The organism is Deltaproteobacteria bacterium HGW-Deltaproteobacteria-18 (assembly GCA_002841885.1).
Classification (GTDB): Bacteria; Desulfobacterota; Desulfovibrionia; order Desulfovibrionales; family Desulfomicrobiaceae; genus Desulfomicrobium.
In genome coordinates this window covers 1-15,492 of the sequence record PHBE01000016.1, presented here as the reverse complement: position 1 = coordinate 15,492, position 15,492 = coordinate 1, and the positions used below count along the sequence as shown (strand labels likewise).

The 15,492-nt window shown below is 68.5% G+C and carries 9 protein-coding genes; 1 reads left to right on the top strand and 8 read right to left on the bottom strand.

The features are described 5' to 3' along the window. Positions 1 to 28: 28 nt before the first annotated feature. From CVU60_13955 to CVU60_13940, 4 genes are all read right to left on the bottom strand, one after another. A complete protein-coding gene (locus tag CVU60_13955; protein ID PKN40781.1) occupies positions 29 to 2,110 on the bottom strand; it encodes a hypothetical protein in 2,082 nt (693 codons plus the stop codon). Beyond that, on the bottom strand, positions 2,107 to 3,204 hold the full coding sequence (locus CVU60_13950; GenBank protein ID PKN40780.1) for a hypothetical protein: 1,098 nt from the start codon (positions 3,202 to 3,204) through the stop codon (positions 2,107 to 2,109). Before CVU60_13950 ends, CVU60_13955 begins: the two co-directional genes overlap by 4 nt. After that, entirely contained in the window at positions 3,201 to 3,395 is a 195-nt protein-coding gene (locus CVU60_13945) for a hypothetical protein (GenBank protein PKN40779.1), read from the bottom strand. Before CVU60_13945 ends, CVU60_13950 begins: the two co-directional genes overlap by 4 nt. A gap of 146 nt (positions 3,396 to 3,541) precedes the next feature. After that, on the bottom strand, positions 3,542 to 9,178 hold the full coding sequence (locus CVU60_13940) for a hypothetical protein (GenBank protein PKN40778.1): 5,637 nt from the start codon (positions 9,176 to 9,178) through the stop codon (positions 3,542 to 3,544). Between the two features lie 714 nt (positions 9,179 to 9,892). Between CVU60_13940 and CVU60_13935 the strand changes: the two genes are divergently transcribed. Continuing rightward, positions 9,893 to 10,744, top strand: coding sequence for a hypothetical protein (locus tag CVU60_13935; protein PKN40843.1), 852 nt, complete (start codon positions 9,893 to 9,895; stop codon positions 10,742 to 10,744). Positions 10,745 to 11,904: 1,160 nt separating this feature from the next. On the opposite strand, the gene CVU60_13930 is transcribed toward CVU60_13935, so the two are convergent. From CVU60_13930 to CVU60_13915, 4 genes are all read right to left on the bottom strand, one after another. Continuing rightward, a complete protein-coding gene (locus CVU60_13930; GenBank protein PKN40777.1) occupies positions 11,905 to 13,002 on the bottom strand; it encodes a carboxyl-terminal protease in 1,098 nt (365 codons plus the stop codon). Then, complete coding sequence (locus CVU60_13925) at positions 12,999 to 13,541, bottom strand: hypothetical protein (GenBank protein ID PKN40776.1); 543 nt, start codon at positions 13,539 to 13,541, stop codon at positions 12,999 to 13,001. Before CVU60_13925 ends, CVU60_13930 begins: the two co-directional genes overlap by 4 nt. Then, positions 13,538 to 14,185 carry a hypothetical protein gene (locus tag CVU60_13920; protein ID PKN40775.1) on the bottom strand — a complete coding sequence of 216 codons (648 nt, stop codon included), beginning with the start codon at positions 14,183 to 14,185 and terminating at the stop codon, positions 13,538 to 13,540. The genes CVU60_13925 and CVU60_13920 overlap by 4 nt, the downstream gene beginning before the upstream one ends. A 27-nt stretch (positions 14,186 to 14,212) precedes the next feature. After that, positions 14,213 to 15,492 (bottom strand): hypothetical protein (locus CVU60_13915; protein ID PKN40774.1); only part of this gene is annotated, 1,280 nt, incomplete at its 5' end.

The window sequence follows — 15,492 nt, the reverse complement described above, 5'->3', positions numbered from 1 at the left end:
CTTCCGGCTTCAGCCCGCGAGGGGCTCGTCAGTAGTCGATCAGGTCGCAACGTCGCCATGTGCCCCCCCCGTCCTGGGACATGATCATCCCGTCCTCCAGCCCTGCGAAAAGAGTCCCGCCCGCCCCGGACGCCAGGGTGGTGACAACGCTCCCGGGAACGTGTCCGGACACGGTCACCAGGGCCGCGCCGCGTTCTTCGAGGACGTCAAGGCCTCCATCCACGCGCGCGCCGAGCCAGCGTCCGCCGCCGGCGTCCCGCAGCAGCCTGTAGGCGTCAGCAGGAATGGCCGGGACCTCGTCCGACTCCTCTGCCCCGGGGCGCAGGGCAAAGGTGCTCATCATGCGCCGGGTGAAGATGGTTCCCGAGGCGTCCACGGCCACCTCCCGCATGGCCTGGCCGAAGCGGTGCCTGCGCCACGTCCGGCCGTCATCGTCGGACAGGATAAGGTCCTGGGGCCCGAAAGCCATGGCCAGGCCGCCGGGCAGGAAGGCCAGGTCCCAGACGCCGTAGTCCCAGCCGTCCTCTCCGACCAGAGGCACCAGGGTCCACTCCCCGGACCCGCCACGCGCGAAAAGTCCCGACCCGTCGCCGGGGATGGCCAGGGGCGTTCCGTCGGGCGTCACACCCACGGCCATGACGCCTCCGTCGGGCAGGCCCTGTTTGTCCCGCGTCCATGTCGCGCCGTTGTCGGCGGACACGTACAGCCCTTCGCGCGGCGAGGCCGCGAAGAGGCGGCCTTCCCGGTCCAGGGCCAGACGGACGTCGCGGGCCGGACGCACGGGCAGCTCGACCTGGCTCCAGCTCGCGCCGTTGTCGGCCGTGGCCAGGAGTCCTAGCCCCACGAGGACGGCGAAGCCCTGGCCGTTTTCGGAAAATGCCATGTCGGCCACGTGCCCGACATGAGCGAAGGGCCTGGGCTTCCAGGACGCCCCGCCGTCGGAGGACACGCGCAGGCCTCCTTCCCACAGGCCGGCCCACAGGCTGCCGTCGTTGCCCACGGCCACGCCCTGCACGTTCCCGCCGGGCCCCGGCGCCCAGGTCTGGCCTCGGTCCGGGGAGAAAAGGACGCCGCGCTCCCGCGTGGCCACGAGAACCTGGCCGTCGGCACCAAAGGAAACTGCCTGGACCGAACAGTCCGCAGGCACGCCGTCGACGCGCTTCCAGGCCGTGGAACCCGGATCAAGGGACAGGAGCCCCGCACCGAAAAAGCCGGCGAAGGCCTGACCCCAGGGCGACGCCTCCAGGGTCAGAATCCATGGCCCGGGAAGGCCGTCCTGCCGGGGGGACCACTGACGCGAACCGTCGGCCAGGCTGAACGCGCTGTGGCCGAAGACTCCCGCCAGCCAGCCGCCCTCCCAGGGGATGGCGCCGACCACCGACGCCCCTTCGGGCAGGCCGCCCATGCCCCTTACGGGCATGCCCGCTTCCGCCTGGCGGGCCGCCTCTTCCTTGCGCTTCTCCAGGTCCTGCCACCGGGTGTAGACGCGCATGACGGCGCGCTTCTCTTCCAGAGTGGCATTGTCGCCGCGCGGCAGGTCCTGCATCTGCCGTTTCAGCTCCTCCTCTTCCGCAGCCATGGCGGCGTGACGCGCCGCGGCGTCCTGCATGGCCTGCAGGGACTCGCCGGTCATGCCCCGTGCGTCGAGGAAATAGAGCCCCCGGCCCCAGTAGCGCAGCATGGCCGCGGACCCGTCGCCGTTGAAGAAGATGCCGGAAAACGCCCCTTCCGTAGACTTCTGCCATGTGCCCTTGGAGAACGTGTACAGTCCCTCGGAGGTGGCCAGATACACGCGCCCCCCGGGAGCCAGCGAAACCCGGTTCACGAAGACCTCGGGCACCCCCTCGGCCTTTCTCCACCCCCCGCCGCCGCTGTCCGAAAGGTACAGCCCGCCCTTCTCCGTCGTCAGGACCAGGGTGCGGCCTCCCGGCAGGGCCAGCAGCTGCTGGATCTTCGGGATGTCGTCACGCGTCGGGGCGCCGGCCGACGCGTCGGCCAGGGCGCGGGCGTCCGTCCGGCCCAAGGCCAGCACGGACGCGAGAAGCACGAGAAAAACGCGAAAACCCTTGTTCATGGCATCCATCCACCTTGGTTGCATGATGACCGTCACCGGGCCTCCTCGGGCAGGGCCGTGACGTAGAGGTCGTACCCTCCCGCGCCGCCCGGCCGGTCCGAGGAAAACATGAGCACCCGCAGTTCCTTGAAGCTGCGCAGCCCCAGGGCCAGGACCGAAGGCCGAAACTCGTTGCCCGGTGTGTTCACGCCCACGCCGGGCGGCATGACCTCGCGCAGATTCCGCGGGGGCCCCCAGCCCTGCGGGGTCCGGCGGCAGACGTACAGGTCGAAGCCGCCCAGGCCGCCGGGCCGATTGGAGGCGAAGAAGAGCTCGTCGCCGTCCACGAAGGGGCACATGGTCTCGCCCGCCACGGGCAACTCGGCCACGGGCTCGATGAATTGCGCCTGGGACCTGTCGCCGAGCCAGCGGGCGAAGTCCGTGCCGCCGGCCCGGTTGCGGCAGCGGTACAGACGGTACTGCCCGGAACGGTTCGAGCAGAACAGCAATTCGCCTGCGGCAAAGTCGTACGTGGCGTAGGCGTCGTCGGCGTCGGGGCGGTTGCCGAAAAAGGGCCGCACCTTGCCCGCAGCGTCGACGAAATAGAGGTTGCGTCGGCCCTCATGGTTCGAGTCGAACATCCACACGCCCCCCGCGGGCAGTCTGCCGCCGCCGTCCGCGGGCAGGGGTTCCCTGGTCAGGCGATAGCTCTTGGTCTCGTAGGGAGCGAATGATTTCTCGTACATGCCCTGGGGCTCGGGGGCAAGGAAGAGGGGGGACGGGCCGCGTACGTCGCCGCCGGTCTCGGGGATGACGTCGAAGGGTCCGAGCCTGCGGGCCTGCACCACGGGTCTGGGCGGGTTCTTCTGCCGCCGCCCCGGGAAGGGGTCCTGCCTGAGGGCCAGGCGGCCCGCGTCGATGCGGAAGCGTTTGCCGCCGGAGGCGTCGTTGCTGGCGAAGGCGATGAAGGCGTCCATGGCCAGGGGCGGCGGCCCGGCCACGGCGTTGAAGTCGTCATGGGGGCCGTTCAGGCCCGTCAGGGCGATGACGCCCGGGTCCATGCGCACCGTGTCCGGCAGGTTGCCGTACAGGGCGTCCATGAGACAACCCGGCAGGAGCATCGCCACCATCAGCACGGCAAGGGTTCTCATGGCTGCACCCCCGATCCCGCCGCAAGGGTTTCCGAGGCGATCTCGAAGGCCCTCAGGGCGAAGCCCGAAGGCTTCCCGGCCTCGTTCGGGCAGGAGAAGACGTAGGGGTAGACGGCCACGCCCTCCCGCAGCCAGGAGATGGCGACGGACTGGGTCGCGTCGTCCGCCGAAAACCGTGTGAAGAGAGCCATATGAGCCTCCTGCGGCGCAGACCCGCCTTGAGAAACCGTGTCACGTTTCGATCTTCCTATCACCTTCTCCGATGGCATGCGCCGGCATGGGCATCGTTCCGCCATGCCCCGTCCGCGACGCCGCAAACCGGCATCTGCGCTCCATGCTACTTCTTCACACCCTGCCCCATGCGCTTGATTCCCAGGTACACCTCCAGCTTGCGGATGCGCTCGTCGGTCTGGGGGTCGGGCTTGAGCATGAGGCTGTCGCGGTACAGGGTCAGGGCGCCGGCGTAGTCGCCTCGCGCCTGCTTGCGGCGGGCCTCCTCCCACAGGCGCATGGCCTCGCCCTCCGGGTCCAGGGCCAGGCGCCGCAGCACGCCGCTTAACGACCGGAACAGGTCGATCTCGAGGGACGCGTGCCCCTCGGGCCAGAGCAGGCCCTGGTCCGAGGCGGCCGGACCCGCCAGGGGCTCGCCGGCCTGGGGCTGGGTCGTGCGCGTGACCTGGATGGCCAGCATGCGCACCGCGCCATGCCGGTCCGCGACCATGACCTCCAGAGGCTGGGGGCCGAACCTGAGCGGCAGCTCGATGCGCGCCGTCTCGCCCAGCAGGCTCCCCTTGTGCCACGGGCCGCCGGCGGCGCGGGCCGCCACCAGGCCCACGTCCGGCGGCACGGACACGTCCACGGCCACCACGCCCTTGGCGATGGCGGCGCCGTCGGCCGGGGCCAGCAGCTTGGCCTCGGGCAAGGACCGCTCCACGGTCAGCGCAAGGGACTGGGCCGCCTCGTTGCCCGAGGCGTCGTCCACCCGCACGTCGACGGTGTGCGGCCCGGGCTGCAGGAGCAGCGGCACCGTGGCCGCCCCCTTGGTCGCCGGCAGCTCGTGCCACAGGCCGCGGTCGATGGAGACCATGGGTGCCACGGGGCCGGCGTCGTCATCGGCATTCAGTTCGAGCATGGTGACCGTCGTCTTCAGCACTGCCCCCGACGCGGGCTGGGCCACGCGCAGGGTCGGCGGCGTGTCGTCGCCGGCGGCCGTGAGCATGAACAGGGCCTCGTTGTTGGCCGTGTCGGGGTCTTCGAGTGCCTTGTCCGGATCCGCGACCAGGGCCAGGTTGTTCAGCCCGCCGCGGATCTTCCAGGTCACGGAACCCGTAGCGGGCTGGTCCACGCCCACAGTCCCGACTACCGTGCGCCCGACCTCCTCGCGGCTGCCGCCGGGCAGGATGCGCTGCAGGGCCACGACCACGTTCGAGGCCACGGCCGCGCCGAAGTTGCGGATGGGGAAGTCGACGCGCATCTCGTCGCCGGCATTGGGCGCCTCGGGCCCGGCGATGGCCAGCTGCGACGAGGACAGGCTCAGGTCCGGGGCAGTCAGGGACACGCCGCTGACGGCCACGGCCTTGTCCAGGGCTTCGCCCGCCGACGCGGCCGCGGTCCAGACCGGGGTGGCGGTCAGGCGGAACTTGAAGCGGAAGTCGCTGTTGACGGCGTAATGGCCGCCACGCAGGTGGGTCGTGCGCAGGCCGACGCGGTTGTCGCCGGGCAGGCCCGAGCTGTCGAAGCGCAGGGCCCCGGGCGGGATGCGGAAGCTGAAGTTGCCCTCGGGCAGCATGTCCTTGAGGAATCCGAGGACCACGCCGTTCAGGAGGACCTCCACGTCGTGGGTCTTGTAGCTGTCGCGGCTGCCGCGCAGGGCGAAGCTCATTTCAAGCCACGCCTCGACAACGTTGGTCTCGCGCCAGCCCTTGCCGACCCGCAGGGCCGCGAACTCGCTGATCCCGTTGGGGCCGACGTCGGCATAGACGTGGTCGACCGTGCCGTCCCCGTCGCCGTCCGTGCCGACCCATTCGATGCCGTCGGCCATCAGTACCCAACGGTCGGGGTGACCCTTGCCCGTCATGTCCGAAGCCTGGGCCGCGGACCAGTCCAGGCTGCCCGGGTCCACGGCCCGGGCCTTGTCCGCGCCGACCAGGACGGCCTTCTCCATGTCTGCAGCCCCAGCGCCGTGCGGGTCCACGCCCGGCATCAGCAGGACGCGGTGCATGGACTCGCCCGGGGCGAGCTGCACCTCGAAGGGGTAGTCGAAGCGTTTCTCGAGGCCGAAGGCCTGGATCATCGTCTTCACCCCCCTGAAACCCTTGTGATAACGGGGCGTGACGATGAAATCCATGATCGCGCCGCGCGGGAAGAGGCCGTGGCGCACGGTGGGCGAGAGGACCACGGCGTGGGCGTCGGCCGGGGTCACGGACAGGTCGGTGATGGCGTCGCCGAGGTTCGTCAGGCGCAGGACGCGCCCCATGTTCCCGGCCGACGGGCCGATGTCGGTCCACTGCAGCTCCACGTGGGGCAGGCGGACGTTGACGAGGATCTCGCTCTCGTCGGACAGGCCCGTATCCGAAACAATGCGGATGGGGATGCGGTGCTCGGCGGTGTTCACGTTCTGGGCGCTGATGGCGAACTGGAACTCCCGCTCCTCGCCTGGGGCCAGGGCGAAGGGCTTGTCCTCGGACCCCGTGCCCACGAAGCTGGCCAGCATGGCCGGATCGGCCGGCTGGCCGCTCTCCAGGCGGACCATGAGGGGGGATTCGCCGTTGTTGCGCACGCTGACGCCGACGCGCTGGTCGTAGTCGCGCTGGACGTTGGCGGCGTAGCTCGGACGGCCGAAGGCCAGCCCCTTGACCCGCTTCACGGTGCGCACCGGGCCGGGCACGCTCCCGCCCAGAGGCTGGAACTCGTAGGTCACCCCGATCTCCAGGCCGGGCAGGCGGACCACCCTGCGTTTGGCGGATTCGCCCGTGACCTCCTTCCAGTCACCCCCGCCCTGGGGGCGGAAGCGGACCGTGGCCGGGCCGAATTTCGGCGCCTGCCAGGTGACCGCGACGTGCTCGCCCGTGAAGGTCGTGCCGTCGGGCGGGTTGAGCTCAAAGTATTCGGACACGTTGAAGGCGCGCTCCAGACCGGCCTTGGTCCCGGCGTCGTCCACGGCCGACACGGACAGCACATGCCTGCCCGCGGCCATGGCCGGCCAGTTCAGCGCGGCCTCGAAGGGCGCCTGGAAGTCCGAGCCCACGGCCTTGCCGTCGAGGACGAAGTCCACCCTGCGGATGTTCGTACCATCGAAGCTGACGACCTGGGCCAGGGGCGTGACGGGCGCGTCCACGGCCTGGTCCTCGGACAGGTTGTTCATGGTCACGAGGATGCCGGCCCGGTCCTGCTGGCCCACGGCCTGGACCCAGAAGGACTGGCGGGATTTCTGACCGTCCAGGCCGGTGCACACGGCCTGGGCCCTGTAGACGCCCTGGGCGGGGAACTCGCCCTTGGCAGGCGTGCCGCCGGGCAGGCGGACCATGATCTTGCCGTCGCCGGCGAGGTCCACCGTGCACTCCCCGGGCTGGTCGGCGTAGTCGAGGCGATCCCGGCGCAGGGCGACCCGCCTGGGCTGGGCCGGGTCGGTCTCGGCCGAGACCCTGTCCGCCGCGATGCCCCGCCCTGCGGTGTCGACCATGACGAAGCCGGGTTCGAGGCTTGCGGCGTTGTCGCCCCACTCGCTCAGTTCGATGCGCAGCGTCGTCGGCGCGGGCACGGACAGGGCTTCCTTGAAGCGTGTCGGGGCGTACAGCCCGACCTCCTTCAGGAACTGGCCGCCGCCATGGTCGTAAATCCGGATCAGCGTTTCCAGGGGTGCGGCGACGCTGACGGTGACCTCACCCGCCCGGGGCATCTCGAAGAGGAAGCGGTCCCGGTCCCGGATCTGGTCGATGCTGAAGGACTGGGCCTCCCCGTCCTTCAAGGGGCGCGGCGGGTCCTCGTTCAGGGGCGTGGTCTCGGCCGGCTCGGCGCGGTCGAGATTGACCGTGAGGGCGTAGGGCAAGGCCGAGGCGGCGTTGTCGCCCCACTCCCCGAGCATGACGTGATACTTCCCGGCCTGCACGGGCTGGGACAGGGCCGCAGCGTGTCCTGCATACACGCCCTGCTCGACGAGAAGCGCTCCGGCCGCGTCGAGGATGCGCAGGTGGGTTTCCATGGGCGACTGCGCGTCCACGCGCAGATTGCCGGGAAAACCGACGTCCACGGCGAAGACGTCGTGATCGCCCATGGGCAGGTAGCTGCCGTGGACGGTCTCGCCGGGTGCCAGGGGCAGCGCCCCGGCCAGATCGTCGTTGCGGCTGGCGAAATCGAGCGTGTCCGCCGGTTCGAGCCAGGCGGACAGGGCGTAGGCCTCGGCGGACCAGGCGTTGTCCCCCCATTCGCGCACGGCGGCGAAGAACGTGCCCGGGCCCTGGACGTACCACTCCAGCGCGCCAGGGTTTCCGGCGTAGCTGCCGACCTCCGCGAGCATGGCCCCGTCGGGTCCGAAAAGCTGCATGTGCCGCTCCATGCTCCCGGCGTTCCGCAGGTGCAGTCGGCCGGCCCCGGGCACGGCGATGCGGTAGACGTCCTGGTCCCCGACGGGCAGCAGCGTGGAGCCGACCATGGAGCCGGGCTTCAATTCGCGCACGGCCTTCATGTCCTGGGCGGGCGCGGGGTCGTCCACGCCGTCGTCGGGCAGCACGTCCACCAGCAATCTGTAGGGGACCTGCGACTCGCCGTTCATCCCCCACTCCCGTACCTCGATGAAGTGCCTGCCCGGCCGGACCTGCACCGTCAGGTCGAGGGGCGTACCGGCGTACGTGCCGACCTCGCCGAGCTGCGCGCCTGCGGCGTCGCGGATCAGGACATGGCGCTCCATGGGGTGCCCCTGGTCGTGGACGCGCAGGAAGCCGGGCCGCTCGATGTCCAAGCGGTACACGTCCCGGTCCCCCCGGGGCCAGATGCAGCCGGCGGGCATCTCGCCCGGTCGCAGGGCGGAGGCTGCCTCGTCGCTGTCGTTGGGCTCCAGGGGATCCGCGCCATCGTCGGGTGCGGCCGGCATGGTCAGGGCCGCGGGCTGGGCGGACGTCGACTGCCGGCGCAGGGCGATGCGGTTGTCCCCGGCTCGGCCCACGCAGGTCACGGAGACGATGCGGTCGCAACCCGGGTCCTCGCACACCCGGCCGGAAGCGATGACCTTGGTCGGCGGCGAGTCGCTGCCGACCTCATGCGCGGACGAGGCCAGGAAGCCGTTGGCCTGGCACCAGGCGTCCGCGGCGGGCTTGCCGCAGTCGCTGGCCCAGTCGCGGCAGAGATCCAGGGCCACGCCGTCGACCTTCGGGTCGGCCACGGTCTGTCCGCCCGCGACCTGAATTTCCCGGCGCACGGGGTCGAAGCCCGGCGCGCCGGCCTCAAGGACGTAGCGGCCCGGGGCCAGGTCCGTGGCTCGCAACCAGCCGTCCCAGTCGCTGACCATGTCCACAGGGCCGGCCAGGGACGCATTGACGGCCACCGGAGCCAGACGCGCCCGGGCACCGGCCACGGGCTGGTCCAGTCCGTCGACCACGACCCGGGCGACCCAGACCGTCGCCAGCGACGGCGCAAGGGTCAGCGACATTGGCTGGCGGGCCCCGGCCGGGATGTCCACCTTGCGGGCCAGCCGGTCGAAGCCCGGGTGCGCCACGACAAGATCGTGACTCCCCGCCGCCAGCCCGTCGAAGACGGCCACGCCGTCAGGGCCGGTGGTCGCGTGGCGGCCGCCGAGGACCACGGTCACGCCCGGCAGGGTCTCGCCCCCCGCTTTCATGACCTGCACGACCTGCGGGCCGGCGGCCGATGCCACGGATGCGACGGCCAGGACCACGAGGAGAACCAAAAGCGCCGGCAGAACAGGTGTCGCCGTCATGCGTCTGGCGTTCAAACCGAGTTTCGTGTCGTGACGGTTCATGGCTTCTTCTCCTCGGAGGCGGAGATGATCGGAGGCAGGGCCACCGGCGCGTCGATGACCGGACGGTTGGTGCAGTACCAGTCGCTCTGCTGATGGCGCGAGGTCAGGTAGCCCTTGTTGCCGGGCCTGAGCTTCTTCATCAGGTCGCGCAGGGACTGCATGTCGGCGCCGCTGAAGAAGTCGTTGATCTTCCGCAGGGCCTCGCGCGGCGAGACCCCGGCCTTGAGCAGGCGCTGGAACAGCTTGGCCTTCATCCAGGACTCCTGTTCGGCGCTCTTGAGCTCCAGATCGGCCTCGGCCAGCTCGCCCTGGGCCCAGGACTCGACGATGCGCGACGGAGCCAGGACGATGTACTTGATGCCGTTGTAGGTGCCGACGACGATGCCCTTCCCGGTCTCCCACGACTGTTCAAGGACTTCCTTGCCGTAGTCCGTCAGGCCGTACTCGATCCGGTCAACGACCAGAGTGGGTATGGTGACGTCCTTGCCCTCACCGCGCAGGCGTTGTGCTTCGGCCTCGAGCCGGCCGGCGTCGCCGCTGAGCATGGCCTGCCCGACCAGGCGCCTGGCCTCGTCGGCGGACATGCCGGCCTTGCGCAGCTGGATCTCCCACTGGGTGAAGTAGCTGACGACGTTCATCTTGTTGGCCTGATGAATGGTCTTGTTCATTTCCCAGTAGGTATTGGCGCTCTCATCGACTTTCTTGGCGGCGCCGATGAGTCCCAGGGTCAGGGTGGTGTCGACCAGCGTCTCGGCCGCCTCCTTGCCGCTGATTTCCCCGGCGATGTATTTCTCGATGGTCTCGCAGGCATTGCCGATATCGGCGATGGTCATGATGGTGCCGACGGTGTTGATGACCTTGGCTTTGGTGCCGGGTACATCAGGGCCGCCCGGCTTGGAGGGCGCGTCGGGAGTCCCGGGCTTGACCGGCTTCGTCGGGGCATCCGGAGTCCCGGGCTTCGTCGGAGCGTCCGGAGTTCCGGGCTTCGTCGGAGCGTCCGGAGTCCCGGGCTTCGTCGGAGCGTCCGGAGTTCCGGGCTTCGTCGGAGCGTCCGGAGTTCCCGGCTTCGTCGGCGCGTCCGGAGTTCCCGGCTTCGTCGGTGCGTCCGGGGTCCCCGGCTTCGTCGGCGCGTCCGGAGTTCCCGGCTTCGTCGGTGCGTCCGGAGTTCCCGGCTTCGTCGGTGCGTCCGGAGTCCCGGGCTTCGTCGGAGCATCCGGAGTCCCGGGCTTCGTCGGTGCGTCCGGAGTCCCGGGCTTCGTCGGAGCGTCCGGAGTTCCGGGCTTCGTCGGAGCGTCCGGAGTTCCGGGCTTGGCAGGGGTGTCATGGCCGCCCGCAGGCTGTTTGGCCTGGAAATCCTTGGCCGTCGTTTCGACCGTGCGCTTGAGTCCCTTGTCGAACCCCTCGGGGTCGAGCCCGCCGGATTTGGTGTACGCCTCCTTGGCCTTCCTGACGTACTGCTCGCGCATCTCCGGGCTCATGTGCTTGATCTGTTGGGCGATCTGCTTCTGCGCGGCGGCCGCCTTCGAGGGGTCCTTGGCGGCCAGCCGGGAGAGGGTCTCGGCGTAGTCCTTGACGCCGCGGTTGACGGCCAGGGTGCCGACATCGCCGATGACGTCCGCCCCGGCCTTGGATGCGGTCCCACGGCCCTGGCCGATCATGGCCCCGGCCTCGGTCAGGCTGTCGTTGGGCTTGGGCCTGCCCTGGGGCAACCCGTTCTGCTTGGTGATGATGTCGGTGACCTTGTCGATGCGGTCGATATACTTGCTGGCCTGGGAGCGCAGCAGCTGGGCCTCGGCGTCGAGCTTGCTGGCCCCGGCCGGGTTGGATTTGCGGATGGCCGCGGCATCGGCCTCCAGCTTGGCGGCCGCGTCGATCTTGTGGTTGGCGAGATTCTGCATCTCGGTCACGTAGGCGCCCGTGTCTGCGATATCGAGTTCGGGTATCCCCTTCCCGCCCGTGGGGCGCATCTGCGCCTCGACCTTGGCGGCCTTGGGGTTCTCGTAGGCCGTGCCGCCGCGCTTGTTGATGCCCTCGTTGATCTTGGTGAACTCGTCCGCAGTGGTGTGGTCCGGATGGGGCATGAAGTCCGTGTCGGTGTTGATCTTGCCGTCGGGCGGGTCCACGCCGCTGTTCTTGAGGTATTCCCGAACCTTGTCCTGATAGGCCTTTTCCGTCTTCACGATCTGGGCTTCGGTGATGTCGGGCGCCCCGGGCTTCTTCTCGACGATGATATCGGTATCGGTGCCGGGGTTGAAAGTGTCCGAGGAGCCCGGCTTGGGCGCCTGGGTCTTGGCCACGAGACCGGACTGGGCCGCGGCGTCCTTGACGAAGCCCTTGTTGACCATCTCGAAGAAATTCTGGTTGACCTGATAGACCTCCGGCGGAATCCTGCCCTGCATGGCCATCAGGTTGAGGTCTTTGTTGTGCATGAAGACCAGGGCTTCCTGGCGGGGCGTGGCCTTGAACTGCGCCACCGCATAGGCGGCCTCGACCACTTCGGAATCGACGAAGGCTCTCGACGGCGTCGCCGACGTGAGCAGAAGCAGGCCCACAAGCACGAAACCCAGGACTCTCACTGCACTCATCATGCCCCTCATGTCCGCACCCCCATGTTGCCAGACGCCGACGTCGCGACGCCGAAAGAGGAACCAGGAACCCCTCATGCCTCTCAAGACATGGAAAAAACGCCCCCAACGCATCCCGGCGGGAACCGGGGCCCGCCGCCTCTACGGAGAAAACGACTGCGCCCGCTCCACCAGCCGGGACAGCATGTCCAACTCGTCGTCGCCGACGGCCAGGTCCGGGGTCAGGCCCGTACCCGTGCAGGTGCCGCCGCCCGGGAACAGAACCTCCTTGTTCGTGTAGCGCAGCACGGAGCCGTCCGAGAGCCGGGCGTCCGTCTGGGACGCGCATTTGCCGTAGGTGGTCTGGCCCACGAGCAGGGCCCGCTCGTGCCGACGCAGGACGCCGGCAAAGATTTCCGCCGCGCTGGCCGTCTCCGGCCCGACCAGCAGGGTCAGCGGCATGGAGTACTTGTCCCCTTGGGAAGCGTGGATCTCCATGGCGTACCCGTCACGGCCGCGAATGGTGCCCAACAGCGTCCCGGGGGGAAGAAAAAGCCCGGCCAGGTCGAAGGCTTCGTACAGATCGCCGCCGGGGGCGTCGCGCAGGTCGATGATGACCCTGGCCGTGTTATCGACGGATGCCGAACCGGACACGAATTCCAGGGTGGCGCGCAGGGCCGGGCGGGTCAGGCCGCCAACAAACTCACGGATGCGCACCACGCGCTGCGAGCCGGGGGGGATCAGCTCCACGTCCAGGGGCGAGAAGATCTGTCGGCGGACCGTGAAACTCATCCTTTGTCCTCCGGGGGGAGCAACGTCGAGCTTGACCACGGACCCTTCCTCACCCCTGAGCAGCGAGGCAATGGCTTCCGCATCAAGTCCAGCCACGGGCCGGCCATCGATGTCCAGCAGGCGGGAGCGGTCCGGCACCCCGGCCTGCTCCGCCCCGCCGCCCCTGTAGACATGCAGGACCGGCGCCTCTGCGCGCATGGCCAGGCCGGCGCCGATGCCGACCCACGAATTCCCCCCGGCCAGGGGACCGCGATACTCCCCGGCCGGAAAAATCCGCGCGTACGGGTCAATATCCTGAAGCTTGCCCGACAGGTCCTCGTCCGACAGGGCGGCCAGGACCGCCTCGTCAGGCGGGTTCAACAGATGGCGGCGCAGGATGTCCCGGATGGCCTCCAAGGGGGCCGCATGCAGGCACTGCGCCGCCATGAGCGCGGCCAGGAAAAGGGCCGCGGCCAGGGTTTTTCTCACTGGGCCAGCTCCATCTGCATCTTCATGAGCAGATCGTATTCCTTGCGCAGGGAGTCGCGCTGCTTTTCGAGCTGTTTGCGACGCAGGTCCATGTCCGCATCGCCAAGCCCGCTGCCTTCAAGATCATCCAGGGACGACGCTTGCTTGTTCATTTTCCCTTTCAGGTCGGTGACCCGCTTCTGCAGGTCGGCCACGCGCTGCTTGTCAGCCCCTTCCTTGGCGGCGAGACTTTTGGTTTTCTTGTCCAGGGCCGCGATCTCCGTCTGCATTGCCTTCACCCGGGCCTGGTCCTTGTCGAGCTGGGCCTGGGCAGCCGATTTCTGGGCTTCAAGCTGACCTTTTTCGGCGTCAAGCTGGCTCTGGGTAGCCCGCAGGTCTGCAAGCCGGGCCTCGCGCTCGGCCACGCGGTCCTTGTAGCCGCCGCTGCCAAGGCCGGCCACGCCGCCGAAAAAGCCCCCCGTGCGCGGATCGTGCTGACCCGCGCAACCAGCCAGAAGCATCGCCGCTAACAGCATCGGTAAGAAAATCATTTTCCTCATACGGATAGCCTCTGATCGATCTGGGCCAGCTGAGTGCTTCCCTCCCGCAGCTTGTCCAGGTTCTTCTGCAAGGTCTTCACTTCCTTTTCCAGACGCACGATGTACTGGTCGCCCGCCGGACGGGTCTTCTTCTCGTCGGCCAGGATTGCGGTCTGGACTTCAAGCTCCTTGGCCAGGGTGTTCTCGAGCTTCTTGCTGGCATCGATCTTTTTCTGCAGTTCGTCGCTCTTTGCCGCCAGGACTTTCTTGTCCACGGCGCCCTTGTCGTACTGGGCGCGCAGGGTTTTGGACTGCTTTTCCAACGTGGTCACATCCTTGGAAAGCTTCGCGTTATAGGCAATGGCAGTTTTATTGAATTCCTGGGTGCTGGCTATCTCGGCATCGAGGAAATCCTCCGTGCTGGCGTAGGCCTGCTTGCGTTTGGCAATCTCGTTACCGGCCAGAAAACCCAGGCCCGCCCCGGCCGCGGCACCGATGGCCGCACCGCGTCCACCGCCAACGGCATAGCCGAGCAAACCGCCCAGCACCGCGCCCACGCCTGTCCCTTCGGCCTGCGTGCGGTTCTTGTCGGACATGGTCGCGCATCCAGGCAGCAGAGCGAAGACCAGAAGCACCACAACGAGCACCTTCGCTATTTTTTTCATCACGTCATCCTCCTGAAACTGTTTGTTTTATGAATCTGAAAATTCGGCAAATCCCTTGCGATACTCTTCCAGCCACAGATCGGTGTCGGCCCGTCGCTGGTCTGCGAAGCTCTCGGCATGACCTTTGAGCAGCGTCATGACCAAACGTTCGCGCTTGGTCATTTCCCTGGCCTCAAGCTCCGTGAAGGCGAAATCGATATACGCTTTCTCGTATTCGCCAAGGGTACCGATCTTGTCCTTGTAACCTGTCATCTGCTCCCCAAGCGCCGTTTCCAACTCGCCAATGGATTTCTCCACCGCCGCAACCTGCTCCTGATAGCGCGAGGATGTCTCGGCCAGCTCCTTGGCCAGGGCCAGGGTGTCCGTCAGCCGCGCCAGACGGGAAAGATACACGGACAGGTTGACCCCGTTGCGGGCCGCGTCCTGGGCCAGGCTGCGCGCGCTCTCGCGCTGGGCCAGTTCCAGACGCTCGCGGGCCTTCTCCAGGGTGGACTGTACCGCGCCAAGCGGCTCGCGCAGCCCCGGATTTTCCTTGATCAGTCGCTCGATGATGGGATCGGCGGAACCGATCTGCACCGAAGCCTGGCTGACAAGGTTATCGAGGGTACGCCCCACGGGCATGGTCTTGCGCAGATCGGCCTTGTAGGCCTCGTATTCCTTCTCGATCTCACCGCGCTGGGCCGTGTTGACCACGACGTTGGCACCGATGGCCAGGCGCGCGCCGGTGTTGAAGGACCGGCGCTCCTCGACCTTCTTAGCGTCCGGGTCCCAGCCGTAGACGTCGAGCTCGGCCCGAAGGGAGCTGCGCAGGTCGTTGGGAGGCGTGGACACGCTGCCGCCGCGCACGGCCGCGCCGCCGGGCTTGCCTTGCCAGATCTCGGGCCGGAACAGACCGGCCGTCATCTCCTGGGCGTTGCCGAAAAGGTCGTGGAACCCGTTCGCGTCCGGGTTGCGCAGGCCTACCGGGCGCAGCTGGTGCTTGGCGTTGCCCAGGTTCCAGGAGTACTCGGCGGCCTTGGCGGCCGGGAACGGCAGGCGATCGTCGAAGGTGCCGGCCTCCATGGCGGCCAGGCCGCCCCGGGCGCAGTATTCCCATTCGTCCTCGGCGGCCAGGCGCACGAAGCCGGGGACCCCGTCCACCCTGGGCATGCCCTCCACGCGCTCGGGGTGGGCCGGGTCGAAGAGCCACTGGTTGTAGCGGCGGATGAACTCCTGGACATCGCCGTAGGCCACGTAGGTCAAGGGTTTCATGAGGGCGTCGCGCAGGGCCCGCCCCTCGAGGGTCGGCAGTTTCTGGTCCTCGGGGT

What these genes read in the sequence shown, in the direction of transcription:
- CVU60_13950 (PKN40780.1), bottom strand. Translation starts at nt 3,204, where the DNA reads ATGAGAACCCTTGCCGTGCTGATGGTGGCGATGCTCCTGCCGGGTTGT.
- CVU60_13920 (PKN40775.1), bottom strand. Translation starts at nt 14,185, where the DNA reads ATGAAAAAAATAGCGAAGGTGCTCGTTGTGGTGCTTCTGGTCTTCGCT.
- CVU60_13935 (PKN40843.1), top strand. Translation starts at nt 9,893, where the DNA reads ATGAGTCCCAGGGTCAGGGTGGTGTCGACCAGCGTCTCGGCCGCCTCC.
- CVU60_13940 (PKN40778.1), bottom strand. Translation starts at nt 9,178, where the DNA reads ATGAACCGTCACGACACGAAACTCGGTTTGAACGCCAGACGCATGACG.
- CVU60_13925 (PKN40776.1), bottom strand. Translation starts at nt 13,541, where the DNA reads ATGAGGAAAATGATTTTCTTACCGATGCTGTTAGCGGCGATGCTTCTG.
- CVU60_13945 (PKN40779.1), bottom strand. Translation starts at nt 3,395, where the DNA reads ATGGCTCTCTTCACACGGTTTTCGGCGGACGACGCGACCCAGTCCGTC.